Here is a 17604-nt window from a genome sequence, read left to right on the forward strand (position 1 = left end):
CTCTAGCCCGGTTTAGCAGGCTGTGATGTCGGCCCACAGAATGACGCTATCTTCCTCCAGAGGGGCCAGCGTCCCGCTAAACTCGCCCGCCGGCCACCAACCGCCCTGGCGTGCTGTCAGGGTAACGCCATCCGCCAGCAACCAGCGTCCCTGCAGCACGTACAGCACACCGGCATGCGGTGTCGGCAGCTCGATTGCCTTCGTCACTCGCTGCACGTCGGCTGCCCAACGGCCGCGACGGGTCATGATATTGAAGTCCAGGCTACTGCCGCCCAACAAGGTCGCGCCCAACGCCACATCGCCGGAGAAGGAGAACGGTTCGCCAACCTGCGATAAATGATGGTCAACGTGCCCGGCGCTGAACAAATGCACGCCATCGCCTTCCAACAGCGTGATCGAACGATCTATGCCGTTGAAGGCCGAGAACGGGCCGTCTTGCGCGATGGTGGCGATACTGGCACGCCAGTCGAAATCCTGGGTGCCCACAGGCCAACTGGCGATCTCTCGGGTTTCCCCACCACCGTTGCGCCACGGCGTGACCGACAGTGAAGCAAAATCAAAACGCGTCAGGTTCATCACGCCTCCTGCTGGAAGGTTTTCAACACCTGCAAGAACTCGGCACTGCTGCGTTGCTGCAGTGCATGACGCCCTTGCTCGATCACCTGTCGTCCACCGACGAACACATCGCGGATCTGCTCTTTACCCCCGGCGAACAGCCAGCGGTTGAGGATGGAGGCGTCCGGCGCCGCTGCCAGGTACGGATCGTCGCCGTCCAGCACCAGCCAGTCGGCACGGTAGCCGCTTTGCAGCCGACCGATCGGTGCACCGCAGGCCTGTGCCCCACCCTGCAACGCCTGTTGGTAAAGGACGTCAGCCACGGCCGGTTGCTCCGGCGTGGTCAGCCGGTTACGGCGCTGATCGCGCAGGCGTTGACCGTATTCGAACCAGCGCAGCTCCTCCACCACATTGAGCGATACGTGGCTGTCAGAACCAATGCCCCAACGCCCCTGATGTTGCAGATAGGCGTCGCCGGGGAAGATGCCGTCGCCCAGGTTAGCCTCGGTAGTCAGGCAAAGGCCAGCTACCGCTTGGCTGCGTGCCAGCTGCTCTAGCTCGTCACGATCGAGGTGGGTGGCGTGTACCAGACACCAGCGCTGATCCACCGGCAGATGCTCGTACAGCCAGGCTACCGGGCGACGTCCGCTCCAGGTCAGACAGTCGTTGACCTCTTTCTGCTGCTCGGCAATATGAATATGTACCGGCAGCGAACTGTCCGACGCCGCCAGGATCTGCTGCATCTGGCCCAGTTCCACCGCACGCAGCGAGTGGAAGCACAGGCCCTGATTCTGCAACGGTTGCTCTGCCAACTGACGCGCGATCGTCTGCTGTTGCTCCAGATAACTGTCCGCATTCTGAATAAAACGCTTTTGCCCCGGCTGAGCGGGCTGGCCGCCAAATCCCGCATAGCTATACAGCACCGGGAGCAGGGTCATGCCGATCCCCGCCTGGGCCGCCGCCTGACTGAGTCGGCCGGTCATTTCGCCGCGATCGGCATAAGGGAGACCGTCGGCGCCGTGATGCAGATAGTGGAACTCGGCGACCTGGGTATAGCCCCCTTTCAGCATTTCGATATAGAGTTGGCGGGCGATCACCTCCACCTGCTCCGGCGTTAAGCGCTGTACCAGGCGGTACATCAGATCGCGCCAGGTCCAGAAACTGTCCTGCGGATTGCCCGCCACCTCCGCCAGCCCGGCCATCGCACGCTGGAAGGCGTGGGAGTGAAGGTTTGGCATGCCCGGCACCGCATCGCCGTGCAGACGGGTGCAACCTTCGGGATCGGCGTCGGCAGTCACCTGAGTCAGGTAACCTTGCGCATCCACGTCCAACCGGACGTTATGCGCCCAACCTTCAGGAAGCAGAGCGCGTGAGGCAAAATATGCAGGCATGGCAGTATTCCACTGTTAGTGTAACGGCTAATAACGCGCGATAATCGCGCATCCGAAAATACACGGGCCCAGCGCATTGCTGTGGCGGACCGGCCCTTAGTTGTATATACATATACATACGCCGACATCAACAGTAAACTGATGTTATTATTTTTTTATTTGACGAGGTTAACGTCGTGGTTGATCAACAGACCGTGCTGCAACTGGCTGCTGCAATGAGCGATACCCCCGCCCCAATATATCAACGGGTCAAGCAGGCGATCGTGAACCAAATCCGTGCAGGTCATTGGTTGCCGCACCAACGCGTCCCCTCGGAAAGTGAGCTGGTCGCCGAATTGGGCGTCAGCCGGATGACCATTAATCGCGCCTTGCGCGAACTGACCACCGAAGGTTATTTAATCCGCATGCAGGGTGTCGGCACCTTCGTCGCCGAAGCTAAAGCGCACACCGCGCTGCTGGAAGTGCATAACATCGCTGACGAAATCGCCGCCCGGGGTCATCGCCACAGCAGCAAAATCCTGCAGTTGAAAGCGCGACCGGCCAGCGAAGAAGAGGCACTGGCGCTGGGCATTCAACCGGGCCAGCAACTTTTCTATTCGCAGATTGTGCATTACGAAAACGATCTGCCGGTACAGGTGGAAGACCGCTGCGTGAATCCCCTGATCGCCCCCGACTACATGAAACAGGATTTCGACCGCGTTACGCCCTATATCTATCTGACGCAGGCCGCGCCGCTGACCGCAGGCGAACACATTGTCGAAGCGGTAGTGCCGACCCGCCAGGAGCGCGAACTGCTGCAGTTGGAAGACCACGAACCCGGCCTGTTGATCCACCGCCGCACCTGGTCCGGTAAAACCGTGGTCACGTCGGCACGCCTGCTGTACCCGGGCAGCCGTTATCAACTGTTCGGCCGTTTCACCAGCGAAGTATGATCCCCTGCGGGTGCCGTTTTGGTACCCGCTCTTCCACAACGATCACATCCCGATAACAAATTTTTATCCCGCCCCTTGTGACAACCCGATGAATGCGCTAGGTTGTTTTTAATTGTATATACAACCATGTGGGAGCCACGGCTCCGGCGGAGAAAAGCCATGACCTCTGAGATTCACTGCGACAGCCTGTGGCACGGGGCCGACGTCGTCACCATGCGCGACGGTAAATATCACACCATCACCAACGGCGCGATCGCCGTGCGTGACGGCAAGATTGTCTGGCTGGGTGAACATGCGGCGTTACCGGCAAACTTGATAGCGGATGAAACCGTGAAATTCGACGGCGGTATCATCACGCCGGGCTTTGTCGACTGCCATACCCATCTGGTGTTCGGTGGCAACCGTAGCGGCGAATTCGAGCAGCGCCTCAACGGCGTAAGCTACGCCGATATCGCCGCCCAGGGCGGTGGCATCATTTCCACCGTCAAGGCCACCCGTGACGCCGACGAAGAACTGCTGCTGGAGCAGGCGCTGTTCCGGCTGCGACCGCTGCTGGCGGAAGGCGTGACCTGCGTGGAGATCAAATCCGGCTACGGGCTGACGCCGGAAAGCGAGCTGAAAATGCTGCGCGTGGCGCGCAAGCTGGGCGAACTGTTGCCGGTTGAAGTGAAAACCACCTGCCTGGCGGCGCACGCGCTGCCACCGGAATATGCTCATCGCGCCGACGACTATATCGATCTGGTGTGCAACACCATTATTCCTCAGGCTGCCGCTGCCGGATTGGCCGATGCGGTTGACGCCTTTTGCGAGCATCTGGCGTTCTCACCGGCGCAGGTGGCGCGAGTGTTCGCCGCAGCGGAAAAAGCCGGTCTGCCCGTTAAGCTGCACGCGGAACAACTTTCTGCCCTCGGCGGAAGTGAATTGGCAGCGCAGCACCATGCCCTTTCCGCCGACCATCTTGAATATGCTACCGAACAGGATGCGCGCGCAATGGGCGATGCGGGCACCGTTGCGGTGCTGCTGCCGGGCGCTTATTACCTGCTGCGTGAAACCCAATGCCCACCGGTAGAGCTGTTCCGCAAACACGGCGTCGCCATGGCGATCGCCAGCGATGCGAACCCGGGCACCTCACCGGCGTTGTCCTTGCGTTTGATGATCAACATGGCCTGCACGCTGTTCCGCCTGACGCCGGAAGAGGCGTTGGCGGGCGTCACGGTGCATGCGGCCAAGGCGCTGGGCCTGCAGGCAAATCAGGGGACGCTGGAAACCGGCAAGCTGGCGGATTTTGTGCACTGGCCGCTGTCCCGTCCGGCTGAACTGGCTTACTGGTTGGGCGGTCAACTGCCCTGTACGGTGATTTTCCGAGGAGAAGTACGTCAATGACCATTCGCGATGCTTTAGAGTTCCACCCCGGCAGCCTGCCGCTGCTGATCAGTATTCCCCATGCCGGTACCCGATTGACACCGGCCGTCGAAGCCGGCTTGACCGACGATGCACGGCCACTGCCCGATACCGACTGGCATATCCCACAGCTGTACGATTTCGCTCGAGCCATGGGTGCCAGCATATTGGTCGGCAATTATTCGCGCTTTGTTATCGACTTGAACCGTCCAGCCGACGACAAACCGCTTTATACTACCGCCACCACCGGTCTGTATCCTGACGTATTGTTTGACGGCCGACCGAGCTTCCTGCCGGGTAAAGCCCCCTCTGACCAGGAGCGCACCGGCTATCTGGAACAGATCTGGCAACCTTACCACCAACAGTTGCAAGACGAACTGACGCGCCTGAAAGCCAAGCACGGTTACGCGCTGCTGTTCGACGCCCATTCCATTGCCTCCGTTATCCCACGTCTGTTCGACGGTAAGCTGCCAGACCTCAACCTGGGCACCAACGGGGGCGAAAGCTGCGCCCCGGCGCTGAGCGATCGTCTGGTCGCCTGCTGCGAACAGCAACAGCAGTTCACGCATGTACTTAATGGCCGCTTCAAAGGCGGTTACATCACTCGGGCTTATGGCCGTCCGCAAGAGCAGCAGCATGCCATTCAACTGGAGCTGGCGCAGGTGAACTACATGTCCGAACAGTATCCCTATGCGTTTGAGCCCGAGCGTGCCGCCTCTCTGCAACGCCTGCTAAAACAGATGATCGACAGCCTGCTTTCCGGTGGCGGTCAACTGCGTTGATCCTTTTCTCCTCCTGTCGTAGGGCAACGCTAATTGCCCTGCGATAATCAAGCCTTAAAGCAAGCACTCTCCCGCTTTAGTGCCCTGACGTTGCGGCACACAATTTGCCTCCTTGTTGCTTCCGTTTCAATTTGCGTACTGCATCGCAATTTTGACTGAAAATCAGTGAATCTGGTCGGAACAGCGCACAAAACAGCGGCCCGCCGTTTGCGCGGTACGCCACAATCTGGCGAAAAGCCCATCAAGGCACAAATAAATAAAAAATACTCTGGAGGCCCTCTATGTCCGAAATCCCGCTGAACTGGCGCGCCGCGCAGGCCGTCGCCAATAGACTGCTGGCTGATTGGCAGTCCGACAACCAACCCGGTGGCGCTATTACCCTGTTCGATGCCGCACAAGTACGCGCAACTGCCTATGCCGGGCGAGCCGATATGGCGCAAAATACCCCTTTTAACGCAGACACCGTGGTGCGCTACGCTTCCGTCACCAAACATATTTTCGCCACATTGGCGCTCAACGCTACGGATCAGGCCCTGAGCCTGAACGACCGCCTGGGTGACTTGCTGCCTGAGCTGCGAAAGCCGCTGGCAAATGTGACCGTCGGCCAGGCGCTGGATATGACCAGCGGGCTGCCTGACGTACGTGAAACACTGGGGCTGCTCGGTATTTCGGTGCATACCCGCAGCGAAGCGCAACCAGTCATGCAGTTTCTGCAGGGACTAGAGGGGCTGAACTACCCGGCCGGCAGCGAAATCACCTATACCAATACTGGCTACCGGTTGGTTGAAGCGGCCCTACAGGCCAAAGGCTATGACTTCGACCAACTGGTTCAGCAGCACATTGCCCAGCCGCTGCAGGTGCAACTGCGGGCACCGGAAAGCTGGTATGACGTGGTGCCTGGGCTTGCCCCCGGTTACTGGCGTTCCGAACAGGGCTGGCAGTTGGCCTGCGCCGGTCTGCACCTTTCCGCCTCCGGCAGCCTGACCGGCAGCGCCAATGCCCTCACTCGCTGGCTGCAAACGCTGCTGGCCAATCAAGGCCCTGGCCGTGGCGTACTGGCGCAACTGAGTGCCCCACGCCATCTCAACCAAGGGCAGGTCAGCGCTTACGGGCTGGGGCTGGCGCAAACGCCGCTCGGCGAACACCGTCTGCTGGGCCACGGCGGTTCGCATGCTGGCTACAAAACTTATTTCCTGCTGGCACCCGACCGGCAGGCCGGTGTCGTTGTGGTGGCTAACCGGGAGGACTGCGACAGTTTCGACATGGCACTGCAGGTGATGGCCGCCTTGCTGGGTGAAGCCCTGCCGAAACGCAGCACCGCCATTCCTGATGGCATTTACACCACGGTGGCAGATCCTTACTGGCTGGAAGTGAAAGACGGCAACGTCGCTTATCTGGGCAGTGAAGAGGCGCTGTATCAGGCCGATGACGGCTATGCGGTGTCGCTTTCCGCTCATATGCCGATGCGGCTGAAATGGACCGGTGAAGCGGTAGAAGGTGAAGTGTGCCACGTGCCGCGCAGCTTTCTGCCCGTCACGCCAAACCGCGATTGTCTGAAGCACGTGCAGGGCTTGTGGTACCACCCGCAGTACCGCACCGCCTTCGAGATCTGCGGCGATCGGGTTCACATTGGCGTGGGCCCATCATCGCAAACCGGGAAGATCAGTTCGCTGGGCCAGGGCCGCATGCTGGTCGAAAGCAGCGACGGCCCGTGGTTGAAACGCTTTTGCCTCTATTTCCGCGGCTACAGCGTAGATTTGATTGCCAATCGCAGCCGGGTGCTGACCTTCCAGCGCAGCAGCGTCGACCGCGATTAGCGGACGCCGGGATCATCCCGCCTTGGCGGCCCTGACGGCCAATAAGGCGGTGAACAGCCGCTGCTTGTCGGCCTCACTGAGGTTGTTCTGATCAATAGCCTGAATAAAATGACTGCGCGCACTCTCCGTCAGCGCTCCGGCTTTTAATTCCTGAGCCAGTCGCTGCAAAATTCGGCTGCTGAGCTCGGCAATTTGCGGCCGCACCTGTTCCAACGGCCGTGGCTGCCAGCCGCTTTCCGGCTGCGCCAGCCAGTCCGCGCGGTAACGGTATTGAATCGCCTTGGCGGCGTCCATTTGCGCGATGATAAACGGTCGAACCGAAAGCGGATCCAGCCCTAAGCGCCCCGCCTCTGCCTGCGTGCTTGCCAGTACCTTCGCCTCCTGCGCCAAATCCTCGATCGGCAAATGCTGCTGCGCCTTATAGCCAGCAACGTCTTTCATATAACCCAGACGCTGATTGACCAGTTCACCCAGTGCCGTCCCTCCGTTGGCCAAAGCGGAAAAACTGACCAGGCAGCAGGCAATCAATAACATCCTGAACATCACAATTTCCTTATGCACCAAAATTACAGGAAAAGAGTTCACCACGATCCCCCGTTGCAGGCAAATAAAAAACCCCACCGAAGCGGGGCCTTAAAGCAGAGTCAGCGGGAATCAATCAAACACGCCGTTGATCACCGAGGCAACCAGTGCGGTACTCAACGCCACCAGCACCAGATCGTTACCGGCAATGCGCCACTCATAGCCTGGATAATAAGGCAGATCGTGCAGCATGGAGGATGGCACCATTTTTTTGGCGATGCCCGGAGGGAGAGGCTTGCCGCGCGCCAGATTTTTGGCGATCCCCGGTGGCAAAGAACGGTAGCCGGTCAGACCGTAGTTCAAGGCCAGAGAACGTGCCCGCTCATGGGAAAAACTGACGGAAACCAGCCCACGGTCGCCATCGTTATCTTTGGCTTTATTGCCATGCTTGCCATTGTTGCCGTTATTACCGTGATTGCCGCTGTTACCATGGCCGTTACCCCCGCCGTTACCGTTGCCGCCTTTATCGGCCAGCGCCGGTGCGGATGACAGCCCCAGAGAAACAATCAGCGCCAATACGGTGAAAGTAGTACGACGTTTGCTCATTTTGTTACTTCCTGCATGGGTTATTACCTTCACTATAGGCGCAATTCTCCGCACAAAGCATGAGGAAAACTCTGAGAGTTAGATGCCATATAGAAATCTGCATCAGGCCAAATGACAGAAGATTATCCCAGCGCAAAACTATTCGAAAAAACCGAATTCCGGCCTAAGATTTTTCTTGCAGCGAAATAAGCCATGCAGTAGTTTGGAATTGTCACAAAAAAGAGTTAGCCCGCTCTTTTTCGTCGCACCTCAAATCATCTTTTTATCACCCAAAGTGATAATACTGAACCCTTCCCGCCTCTCCGTGCGGGATTCTTTTTTGCAGCTGAATCGACATTCGATGCACCACCGCGGTGCTTTTTGTTGAGATTTGGTTGCCAATACTTTAAATTCGGCGTCTGAGAAACCTTAACCTCCCGCGGTGGCCAGTTGGCAACGGGTGGGCGTTCAGGAGCAAAAGACATGCAAATGACCCTCATGGAATACATCACACAGCACTTTAATGGCGATCTTCACCGCTACGCACAATCCGAAGGCGTTAGCCGTGAACAAATCATCAATTGGATCGATAATGAATGCCACGTAATCAAAGGACGATTATTTATGCCGGTGCGGCATCTGCCCGGTGAACAAGCGCAGTGATGACGAAAAAAAACCCCGCCAAAGCGGGGTTTTCTGTTTCTGATACCACGGAAAATCAGAAGTTATAACCGGCCACGATGTAGTAACCCCAGCCAGTGGATTTGATTGGGCCCTGTGGGGTGCCAATATCCACGCCGTCCTGCCACTGGCCGCCGTTATGGAAATAACGAGCCACGAACGAGTAGTGCCAGTGATCGTAGTTCAACGCCAGAATATGGCTGGAAGCGATAGAGTTGCTGGTACGCGCCTGACGACCGTTCACGGTGAAGTCGTCTTTGCCCAGATCGGAACCAAAGTCAAAGTTGGTGAAACCGATGTAGCTCAGATTGCCGCCCCACACCTGGGTCAACGGCACAAAGTATTTCACTTTGAAGCGGTAACCGTCCCAGCTGTTTTCGTTGGCAGCCTGGTAGTTTTCCCACTGGTATTTGGCATAGATGTTCATCGACAGGCTCATTGGCAAACCGGTGTCGATGTCGGTACCCAGACCCATATACCAGGTGTTCTGGCGACCGTCGGCGTTGTGGCCCAGGTCATAGATGTAGTTGTTGGCGAAGTACCATTCTTTGAACGGGCCAAAGCTCAGATCGGTGCCGGTCAGTTTGTCGATGGAGAAGCGAGGTTCAATTTCCATAAACATCGGAGAACCTTTGTCCCAGATACCACGGTCAGGGGTGTTGCCCACGCCGAAGAATTTAGGCACGTCGATGTAGCCATAGAAGTCGAACCAATCTTTTTTGGCGAAAGCTTCATATTCCAGGTACAGATCGTTGTTCAACTGAGGTCCGAAACGGGTGTGGTAACTGCCCACCACGTTAACGCTTTGGTGCCACCAATCCGAGACGTATTGGCTGTCTTTGCTATCAGCCATTGAAGATGCACTGTAAGACGCTGCGAGCAGTACACCTGCTGCGAGAGCTATTTTTTTCATTTTATTACCACATGCTTAAAGGGCCATTTCCTGCCCGTTAGAAAAGATGACAATCAGTCTGACGACACCTGGCGTTGCCTCCGCTTACAAACTCTCGGGCGACGCGCGCATTATAGAAATCACTGGGTGTAAGAATCTGTGATCCAGTTATGCATTTCGCGAATAGGTAATCGATTGCGTTCACATTTGTCAAATTATGTTTCATGCAAATTCACGATCGCTGTGATTTTTGTCATGCCCGGTGATTTTTAAAGCATTTTTTGTGCCAATTGTAATCAATAAATAAAGTAACCGTCTCTGTCGCTGAAATGAAAATGCCGGCGCTAAAAGACGCCGGCATTTCTTGGAAATCTACTGCGGTCAATGGACGTGAAAACACCTCACATGGGGGAGCTCAACTCACCGAAGGCAGTGCTTTGGCAATATTTTCCTGGCGGAAAACCACCTCCTGCCCCGGAGCTATCTCCCACTCTTTGGGCGGGATATCCACTTTCGGTGCAGCGGCGATGACCGAGCCAAAAATCAGTTTGCCTTCCCGGCGTAAAATACTGACATCAAGCTGGTATTCGTGACGTAAATTTGCGGTGGTCAGGCGCACGGTATCACCGCGCATAAAACGTTCGTCGTCAATCACTGGCTGCTGAATGAATTGAATATCGTCTCTCATTTTTTATGTTCCTTCAGGCAGAATCGCTAGTTAAATTCTAGTTCAACATTGGGCGACAGGCAGATAATTTCCGTTAATTTCCTCGGGTTGCCCGCCAACAGATCAACGAACCTGCCGTGACCATCACCACACCCTGCCAAAAATTGGCGGTCAGTGCAGTATTCAGCACCAGCGCGGCAAACACCGCCGACAGCACCGGCGTAAAGTAAGACGCCGTCGCCAATAGCGTCATATTGCCGCGCAATATACCCACGTTCCACGCCGCATAGCCTGCTCCCATTGCCATGCCCGCGCACAGCAACGTCAGGGTTACCGGCAACGTGAATTGCATACCGTTTTCGCTGCTGAATGCATATTTCAACCACAGTGCCAGGGCGGTCAGCGTAATGAACAACACCACGCCGTTATGACCCTGGGCAATTTTCTTGGTCAGATTGCAATACAGCGCCCAAATAACTGCACCGCCAAAAGCCAACAAATAACTCAGCGGATTGCTGCGCACGTTTTCCAGCATTTGCGCCGGCGACCAGCCGCCCTCGCCGCTCATGATCCAGCCAATGCCGAACAAGGACAGCAACAGCCCCGGCAGCAGCCACCACTTGGCTTTTTGCCCATTAAACACCAGGGCCATCAGCACGGTGAAACAGGGCCACAGGTAGTTGATCATTCCCACTTCAATCGCTTGCAGACGGGTATTGGCATAGCCCAAAGACAACGACAGGCAGATTTCATAGCTGACAAACAGCAGGCTGCCGAGGAGCAGGTAGGGGCGTGGGAACAGGCGTAAATTCGGCATGCGCAGCGCCAACAGCAAAAATACCGCGCTGACGCTGTAGATCATTGCTGCCCCGCCAATCGGCCCCAGTCCTTCGCTGACGCTGCGTATCAGGCCAACCACGCTGCTCCACAGCAGGATCGCCAACAGACCGAGCAAGGTGGCTTTATATTGGGCGGGCAGAGAAGACATGAAAGCGTTCCAATCAGTTATTTTTTATCAGGATTTTCACTCTACTGCCCGGTGATAAAAAAAGAAAGGCGGGAAAGCCCGCCTCGGAGTGCCTATCGTTTCCTGGTGGGGGCGCTGCATGCTGCGCCCTATTGCATAATCAATGAGTTGAATCGGGGCGAAGATGGCTGCCCCCCACCGATTTACCCCTGGATGGGTTCATCAACAGCCTTGGCCTTATTGCTGCGGCTGCCGTTCAAACTGCGGCGGCGGCTGACGGAAACGCCGGGTGAGATATACCAGGTAGGCAAAACCCAGCCCGGCCCAGATCAGCCCCATGGTCAGCGAGCTTTTTTCCAGGTTCAGCCACAGCACGCCAACCGTTAACGCCCCCACCAACGGCAGGAACAGGTAGTTAAATCGGTCCTTCCAGCTTTTGTTGCGCCCCTCGCGAATGTAGAAATGGCTGATCACCGACAGGTTAACGAAGGTGAAGGCCACCAGCGCACCGAAGTTGATCAGCGCGGTCGCGGTGACCAGATCGAAAGACAGCGCGGACAGCGCCACCAGCCCAACCAGCAACACGTTCAATGAGGGGGTGCGCCATTTCGGGTGGATATAGCCGAAATACTTTTCCGGAAACACGTTGTCGCGCCCCATCACGTACAGCAGTCGCGAAACGCTGGCGTGCGAGGCCAGACCTGACGCCAGGGTATTGATAAAGGTAATACAGAGGAAAATTGACTGGAACAGCTTGCCGCCCACGTACAGCGCGATTTCCGGCAGCGCCGCGTCCGGTTGATGGAAGCGCTGAATAGATGGGAAAAACAGCTGAATAAAGAAGGAAACGCTGATGAAGATTACCCCACCGTACAGCGCAGTCAGGAAGATGGCCTTCGGGATCACCTTGGCGGCATCGGGCGTTTCCTCGCACAGGGTGGTGACCGCGTCAAAGCCGAGAAACGAAAAGCACAAAATAGTGGCGCCGGTGATGATCGGCAGCAAATGCGCATTCTCATTGATGAAGGGTTGCAGACTCCACACCGTCCCCAGTCCTTCACCGTTATGCAGGCCGCGCACGACCAGGAAGATAAACACCACGATGATCGCTATCTGGGCCAAAACAAACAGGGTGTTAAAGTTAGCCACCAAATTGACGCTTTTCAGGTTGATGGCGGTAATGATGATCACAAAGCCTACCACCCACACCCACGGCGGCACCTCGGGGAACAGCGCGGTCAAATAAATCTTTGCCAACAGGGTGTTGATCATCGGCAGGAACAGGTAGTCGAGCAGCGAGGACCACCCCACCAAAAAACCGACGTGCGGGTTAATGGCCTTTTGCGCATAGGTATAGGCGGAACCGGCGGTCGGAAACTTGCGAACCAACTTGCCGTAGCTGATGGCGGTAAACAACACGCCGGCCAGCGCCAACAGATAAGCGGCCGGGACGTGGCCGTCGGTCAGGCCGGAGACAATGCCGAAGGTGTCAAACACCGTCATGGGCGTCAGGTAAGCCAACCCCATCATCACCACTTGCCACAGCTTCAGGCTTTTACGCAGTTGCGGCTTGGCCGCCTCATTAACCTCGATCGCATTAATCGCCATGGCGTTTCCCCCCTTTGTCCTCTGCTGGTAACCGTTTAACGTCATTCAGAGAGGCCGCGGGGAAACTGCTGCTCAGGCGGCGGAAGGGACGATGCAAAGACAAAAAAACGCGGCCAGCGGAAGGCCCATATTTACTGCGGCACAGGCAAACGCCCGCGCAGGTTGATGGAACAGTTATGGCTGTCATGGTTCTTTCCTCGCCGGCGTCCTGTACGCCAAGTAGAAGAAATGCTTTACCGCTGCGCGCAGCTTCGCAGGCCACAGGATAGCCGGCGGAATGCGCCAGACGCGCGCGGTATCATCGAGGATGAGCGGGTTCAGGCGTTTTTCAGCATCCACTCGATTTCGGTATCGGTGATCAGGCGCTCAAACTGCACCAGCTCATCCGTTTTACAGGCCAGATAAACATGGCTGAACCTTTCACCCAGCAGCGCATTCAACACCGGCTGATGCTCGAATTCATACAGCGCATCGCTCTGGCGGATAGGGAATGGCAGTCCGTCCTGCTCCAGCCCGTTGCCGGTTACCGGCTCTTGCAGCGGCAGCGGTGTTTCCAGCCCGTAGACGATGCCCGCCAGGATGGTCGCCATCACCAGATAAGGGTTGGCATCGGCACCGGCCACACGGTATTCCACGCGGTGGCTATCGCGGTCGCCGCAAGGGATACGCAGTGCCACTGTGCGGTTGTTATGGCCCCAGGATGCCTGAGTCGGCACGTACATGCCCGGTTGGAAGCGGCGGTAGGCGTTAACGTTCGGCGCCAACAGCGCAATAGAAGAAGGCATCAGGGCGATCATTCCCGCCAGAGCCTGTTTCAACAATGCAGAGTCTTCGCCGTCATCATCGGCCAGAACGTTGTTGCCCTGGCGGTCCAGCATGCTGATATACACGTGCATGCCACTGCCGGCGTGCTCTTCATACGGCTTGGCCATGAAGGTGGCCTGCATGTTGTGTTTTTCTGCCACCATGCGGATCAGGCGTTTCAACGCCAGCGCATGGTCGCAGGCCTGCAGCACGTTGTCGGTATGGTGCAGATTGACTTCAAACTGACCGGGCGAGGCTTCGGCCACCGCACCGTCTGCCGGCAGCCCCTGCAGGCGTGCCAGTTCGTCGATCTCACTTAACACGTCGGCAAAGTTGTTAAGGTTGTCTACCGAATAGACCTGGCTTTGGGTGTTACGCTCCTGCGTACCCGGCGCACACGGCGGCTGCAGATACCCTTCCGAATCACGCTGACGATCGATGAGATAGAACTCCAACTCTACCGCTACTACGGGGGATAGCCCGCGCTGACGCAAACGCTGCCACACTCGGTTCAGCACATTGCGCGGTTCAACGTCAAAGGGAGTACCATCTTCATCCAGCATGGTGAGCAGTACCTGGCCGATATATTGTGGATCCGCCGCCGACGGCGTCAGCGTGCCCAATACCGGTACACAGATGTGGTCCGGCTCACCGAGCTCTTGCCCCAATCCGGCCTCTTCAACCACGTTACCAAGAATATCCATCGCAAACACCGACGCCGGGAAGTAACAGCCCTTCTCCAGTTTGCTCAGCCCGCCAACCGGTATCCGTTTGCCGCGGAAGCTGCCGTTAAGGTCGGTCAACAGAACGTCAACGTGCTGAGTTAATGGATAACGTTCCAGATACTTCTTCACTTCACGTTGGAACGCGCTACTTCGCTTTTCTTCGTGGTGCTGAACAAAGTTTTCCACTTCTACTATGTTGGTCTGCATGATTCACCCGCCATGTATGTTTTTGTCTGTGGTTCTCACACTTATTGCCGTCGATGTTTTTTGACCATCTTGCTCAATATAATGTCCACCAATGAAACATAGATGCAACAAAATTGTTTTGCAAGTGTTACTTTTAGTTTGAATATTGCCCATCTCACTGCTAGATTTATAAAATATTGAACGGAAACGGCAGTGGAGAAGCTTATCGTTCATAATTTCGAACATACCAAGGGGACAGTATGGGCAATATATTTAACAGACCAGTGGTCGGCGTAGTGATGTGCAGGTATAGGTTAAACGGGCACCTCACTCAGACCTTGCAAGAAAAGTACCTAAATGCCGTTATCGCTGCGGGCGGGTTGCCGATAGCACTGCCACACGCGCTGGCAGAACCGAAACTGCTCGAAGAGTTACTGCCGCAACTCGACGGCATTCTTTTGCCAGGTAGCCCCAGTAATGTGCAGCCGCACCTTTATGGTGAAAACGGCGATGAGCCTGACGCCGATCCCGGGCGAGACGAATTGAGCCTGGCGCTGATCCGCCACTCGCTCGACAGGCGCATTCCCCTTTTCGCCATTTGCCGTGGCATGCAGGAAATGGTGGTCGCCACCCAGGGTGCCCTGCACCGCCGGCTGTATGAACTGCCCGAACTGCTGGAACACCGTGAAGATCACGACCTGCCGCTCGAACAGCAATATGCCCCTGCCCACGAAGTCATCGTTCAGGAAGGGGGCCTACTCTCGCAACTGATACCGGATTGCAACAGATTCTGGGTGAACTCACTGCATGGCCAGGGCGCGAAGACGCTGGGATCCAGCGTACGTATCGAAGCACACGCCGCCGACGGGTTGGTAGAAGCCATCAGCCTGCGCGATCAGCCCTTTGCGCTGGGCGTGCAATGGCACCCGGAATGGAACAGCGAGGAATATGCCCTGTCACGCCTGCTGTTTGAAGGTTTCATTAGCGCCTGCCGGAACTATCAAAAGGAAAAACGCCCATGAGCGATGTCAGCTTGGCACCGGGCAAACGTCTGTCGCAAATCCGCCAGCAATTGGGATTATCGCAGCGCCGCGCGGCCGAACTGTCTGGGTTAACTCACAGCGCCATCAGCACCATCGAACAGGACAAGGTCAGTCCGGCCATCAGCACCTTACAAAAGCTGCTGACGGTGTACGGGCTGTCCCTGTCGGCATTTTTCGCCGAACCGGAGAAGCCGGCCGAGCCACGGATTGTTATCGACTACCAGGATCTGATCGAGATTGGCAGCCAGGGGGTTTCTATGAAACTGATCCACAACGGCGATCCTAATCGCACCCTGGCGATGATGATCGAAACCTATGAGCCGGGTACCACCACCGGTGAACGCATCAAGCATCAGGGGGAAGAGATTGGCACCCTGCTGGAAGGCGAAGTCGTGCTGCAGGTCAACGGGCAGGCTTATCCCCTGCTGGCCGGCCAGAGCTACGCCATCAACACCGGCATTCCCCACAGTTTCAGCAACACGTCGGCGCGGATTTGCCGGATTATCAGCGCCCATACGCCGACGACATTCTGATCAACGGAGCAAGGTATGGACTTCCACCACTTGCAGTATTGGCAACACCGGGCGCAAGCCCTGAATATTGAGAACCGACTGTTTATCAATGGCCGCTATCAGCAGGCGGCCGAAGGCGAAACCTTTGCCGTGGAGGATCCTGCCGGTCAGCGAGAGCTGACTCAGGTGGCCCGGGGAAGCAGCGTAGATATTGACCTGGCGGTCAGCGCCGCCCGCGAGGTGTTTGAGCGGGGCGACTGGTCGCGCGCGGCTCCGGCGCAACGCAAGGCGACGCTGCTCAAGCTGGCGACATTGATGGAACAACACCACGAAGAGCTGGCGCTGCTGGAAACGCTGGACACCGGCAAACCGATTCGTCATAGCCTGCGCGATGATGTGCCTGGCGCTATTCGTTGCCTGCGTTGGTATGCCGAAGCGATCGATAAGGTTTATGGCGAAATCGCCCCTACCGGCAGCGATGCGCTGGCGTTAATCGAACGCGAACCCATTGGCGTGGTTGGCGCCATCGTGCCGTGGAATTTCCCGTTATTGCTCGCCTGCTGGAAGCTCGGCCCGGCGCTGGCCACCGGCAACAGCGTGATCCTCAAACCTTCAGAGAAATCGCCACTGAGCGCGATCTATCTGGGGCAACTGGCGCAGCAGGCCGGGCTGCCGGACGGCGTGCTGAATATCGTTCCCGGTTATGGTCACGATGCCGGTAAAGCGCTGGCGCTGCATAACGACGTCGACGCGCTGACCTTCACCGGTTCAACCGAGGTTGCCAAACAACTGATGATCTATGCCGGCCAATCCAATATGAAACGGGTCTGGCTGGAAGCCGGCGGCAAAAGCGCCAATATCATCTTTGCCGACTGCCCGGATCTGGATAAGGCCGCACAAAGCGCCGCCGCCGGGATTTTTTATAACCAGGGGCAAGTGTGCATCGCCGGTACTCGGCTGTTGGTGGAAGAGAGCATACAGCAAGAATTTTTACAGGCGTTGCGCCGCCATGCAGCAGCCTTTGCACCAGGCAATCCGCTCGATCCGGCAACGGTGATGGGCACGCTGATTGATCAGGGCCACTGCGAGAAAGTGGCCGACTATATCGAACAGGGTTTGACTCAGGGCGCTGCGCTGTTCCTCGACGGTCGCGATCATCCGCAAGGCGAACACGGCGGTTATCTCGGCCCAACCATTCTCACCCAGGTAGACAACGCCATGAGCGTGGCGCGCGACGAAATCTTCGGCCCGGTATTGGCGGTCACTTCGTTTAGCGGCGAGCAGCAGGCCATGCAGTTGGCTAACGACAGCGACTACGGCCTGGGGGCTGCAATCTGGACCCGCGACCTGTCCCGTGCCCATCGTTTGGCGCGTCAGCTAAAAGCCGGCACGGTGTTCGTCAATAACTACAACGACGGGGACATGACCGTTCCTTTCGGTGGTTACAAACAAAGCGGTAACGGCCGCGACAAGTCGCTGCACGCACTGGACAAATTCACCGAGCTGAAAACCACCTGGATTTCATTGGAATAAG

General features: G+C 56.9%; 17 protein-coding genes. 8 read left to right on the top strand and 9 right to left on the bottom strand.

The window, feature by feature from the left end; all coding sequences use genetic code 11:
• Nucleotides 1-12 precede the first annotated feature (12 nt).
• Nucleotides 13-576, bottom strand: coding sequence for a HutD family protein (locus tag ACMGG1_RS13530; protein WP_414160734.1), 564 nt, complete (start codon nt 574-576; stop codon nt 13-15).
• Nucleotides 576-1946, bottom strand: a complete 1371-nt coding sequence (locus ACMGG1_RS13535; protein WP_414160735.1) for a formimidoylglutamate deiminase — start codon at nt 1944-1946, stop codon at nt 576-578. Before ACMGG1_RS13535 ends, ACMGG1_RS13530 begins: the two co-directional genes overlap by 1 nt.
• Before the next feature lie 176 nt (nt 1947-2122).
• On the opposite strand from ACMGG1_RS13535, the gene hutC reads away from it, so the two are divergent.
• From hutC to ACMGG1_RS13555, 4 genes are all read left to right on the top strand, one after another.
• Nucleotides 2123-2878: a histidine utilization repressor gene (gene hutC / locus ACMGG1_RS13540; RefSeq protein WP_020826513.1), complete on the top strand. Its 756-nt coding sequence runs from the start codon at nt 2123-2125 to the stop codon at nt 2876-2878.
• A gap of 159 nt (nt 2879-3037) precedes the next feature.
• A complete protein-coding gene (gene hutI, locus ACMGG1_RS13545; protein ID WP_262215090.1) occupies nt 3038-4261 on the top strand; it encodes an imidazolonepropionase in 1224 nt (407 codons plus the stop codon).
• Nucleotides 4258-5061: an N-formylglutamate deformylase gene (gene hutG, locus ACMGG1_RS13550; protein WP_217331154.1), complete on the top strand. Its 804-nt coding sequence runs from the start codon at nt 4258-4260 to the stop codon at nt 5059-5061. Before hutI ends, hutG begins: the two co-directional genes overlap by 4 nt.
• 281 nt (nt 5062-5342) lie before the next feature.
• Entirely contained in the window at nt 5343-6878 is a 1536-nt protein-coding gene (locus tag ACMGG1_RS13555; protein ID WP_410529362.1) for a serine hydrolase domain-containing protein, read from the top strand.
• A gap of 12 nt (nt 6879-6890) precedes the next feature.
• Here the strand turns inward: ACMGG1_RS13555 and ACMGG1_RS13560 are convergent, their stop codons facing one another.
• Nucleotides 6891-7421 carry a chorismate mutase gene (locus tag ACMGG1_RS13560; protein WP_046373789.1) on the bottom strand — a complete coding sequence of 177 codons (531 nt, stop codon included), beginning with the start codon at nt 7419-7421 and terminating at the stop codon, nt 6891-6893.
• A gap of 111 nt (nt 7422-7532) precedes the next feature.
• Nucleotides 7533-8006, bottom strand: coding sequence for an anti-virulence regulator CigR family protein (locus ACMGG1_RS13565; protein WP_130015606.1), 474 nt, complete (start codon nt 8004-8006; stop codon nt 7533-7535).
• Between the two features lie 462 nt (nt 8007-8468).
• Here ACMGG1_RS13565 and ACMGG1_RS13570 point away from each other — a divergent pair, with 462 nt between their 5' ends.
• The gene (locus ACMGG1_RS13570; protein WP_020826507.1) at nt 8469-8648 is read left to right on the top strand and encodes a hypothetical protein; all 180 of its coding nucleotides are present in this window, start codon (nt 8469-8471) and stop codon (nt 8646-8648) included.
• A gap of 55 nt (nt 8649-8703) precedes the next feature.
• Here the strand turns inward: ACMGG1_RS13570 and ACMGG1_RS13575 are convergent, their stop codons facing one another.
• From ACMGG1_RS13575 to ACMGG1_RS13595, 5 genes are all read right to left on the bottom strand, one after another.
• Complete coding sequence (locus ACMGG1_RS13575) at nt 8704-9579, bottom strand: nucleoside-specific channel-forming protein Tsx (RefSeq protein WP_041414482.1); 876 nt, start codon at nt 9577-9579, stop codon at nt 8704-8706.
• 394 nt (nt 9580-9973) lie between these two features.
• Nucleotides 9974-10246, bottom strand: a complete 273-nt coding sequence (locus tag ACMGG1_RS13580; RefSeq protein ID WP_020826505.1) for a hypothetical protein — start codon at nt 10244-10246, stop codon at nt 9974-9976.
• 73 nt (nt 10247-10319) lie between these two features.
• On the bottom strand, nt 10320-11213 hold the full coding sequence (yddG, locus tag ACMGG1_RS13585) for an aromatic amino acid DMT transporter YddG (RefSeq protein WP_262244326.1): 894 nt from the start codon (nt 11211-11213) through the stop codon (nt 10320-10322).
• 216 nt (nt 11214-11429) lie between these two features.
• Nucleotides 11430-12800 (bottom strand): APC family permease, encoded by a 1371-nt coding sequence (locus tag ACMGG1_RS13590; RefSeq protein WP_020826503.1) that lies wholly within the window; start codon nt 12798-12800, stop codon nt 11430-11432.
• Nucleotides 12801-13117: 317 nt separating this feature from the next.
• Nucleotides 13118-14536, bottom strand: coding sequence for a glutamine synthetase family protein (locus ACMGG1_RS13595; protein WP_414160736.1), 1419 nt, complete (start codon nt 14534-14536; stop codon nt 13118-13120).
• Nucleotides 14537-14775: 239 nt separating this feature from the next.
• Here ACMGG1_RS13595 and puuD point away from each other — a divergent pair, with 239 nt between their 5' ends.
• Genes puuD through puuC form a run of 3 tightly spaced genes read left to right on the top strand, consistent with a single transcriptional unit; the run spans nt 14776 to nt 17603 of the window.
• Nucleotides 14776-15537 carry a gamma-glutamyl-gamma-aminobutyrate hydrolase gene (puuD, locus tag ACMGG1_RS13600; RefSeq protein ID WP_129982983.1) on the top strand — a complete coding sequence of 254 codons (762 nt, stop codon included), beginning with the start codon at nt 14776-14778 and terminating at the stop codon, nt 15535-15537.
• Nucleotides 15534-16091, top strand: a complete 558-nt coding sequence (gene puuR / locus ACMGG1_RS13605) for an HTH-type transcriptional regulator PuuR (RefSeq protein WP_020826500.1) — start codon at nt 15534-15536, stop codon at nt 16089-16091. Before puuD ends, puuR begins: the two co-directional genes overlap by 4 nt.
• Nucleotides 16092-16106: 15 nt before the next feature.
• The gene (gene puuC, locus ACMGG1_RS13610; RefSeq protein WP_414160737.1) at nt 16107-17603 is read left to right on the top strand and encodes an aldehyde dehydrogenase PuuC; all 1497 of its coding nucleotides are present in this window, start codon (nt 16107-16109) and stop codon (nt 17601-17603) included.
• Nucleotide 17604 lies beyond the last annotated feature (1 nt).

It is taken from the genome of Serratia sp. BNK-12 (assembly GCF_047456085.1).
Lineage (GTDB): Bacteria > Pseudomonadota > Gammaproteobacteria > Enterobacterales > Enterobacteriaceae > Serratia > Serratia liquefaciens.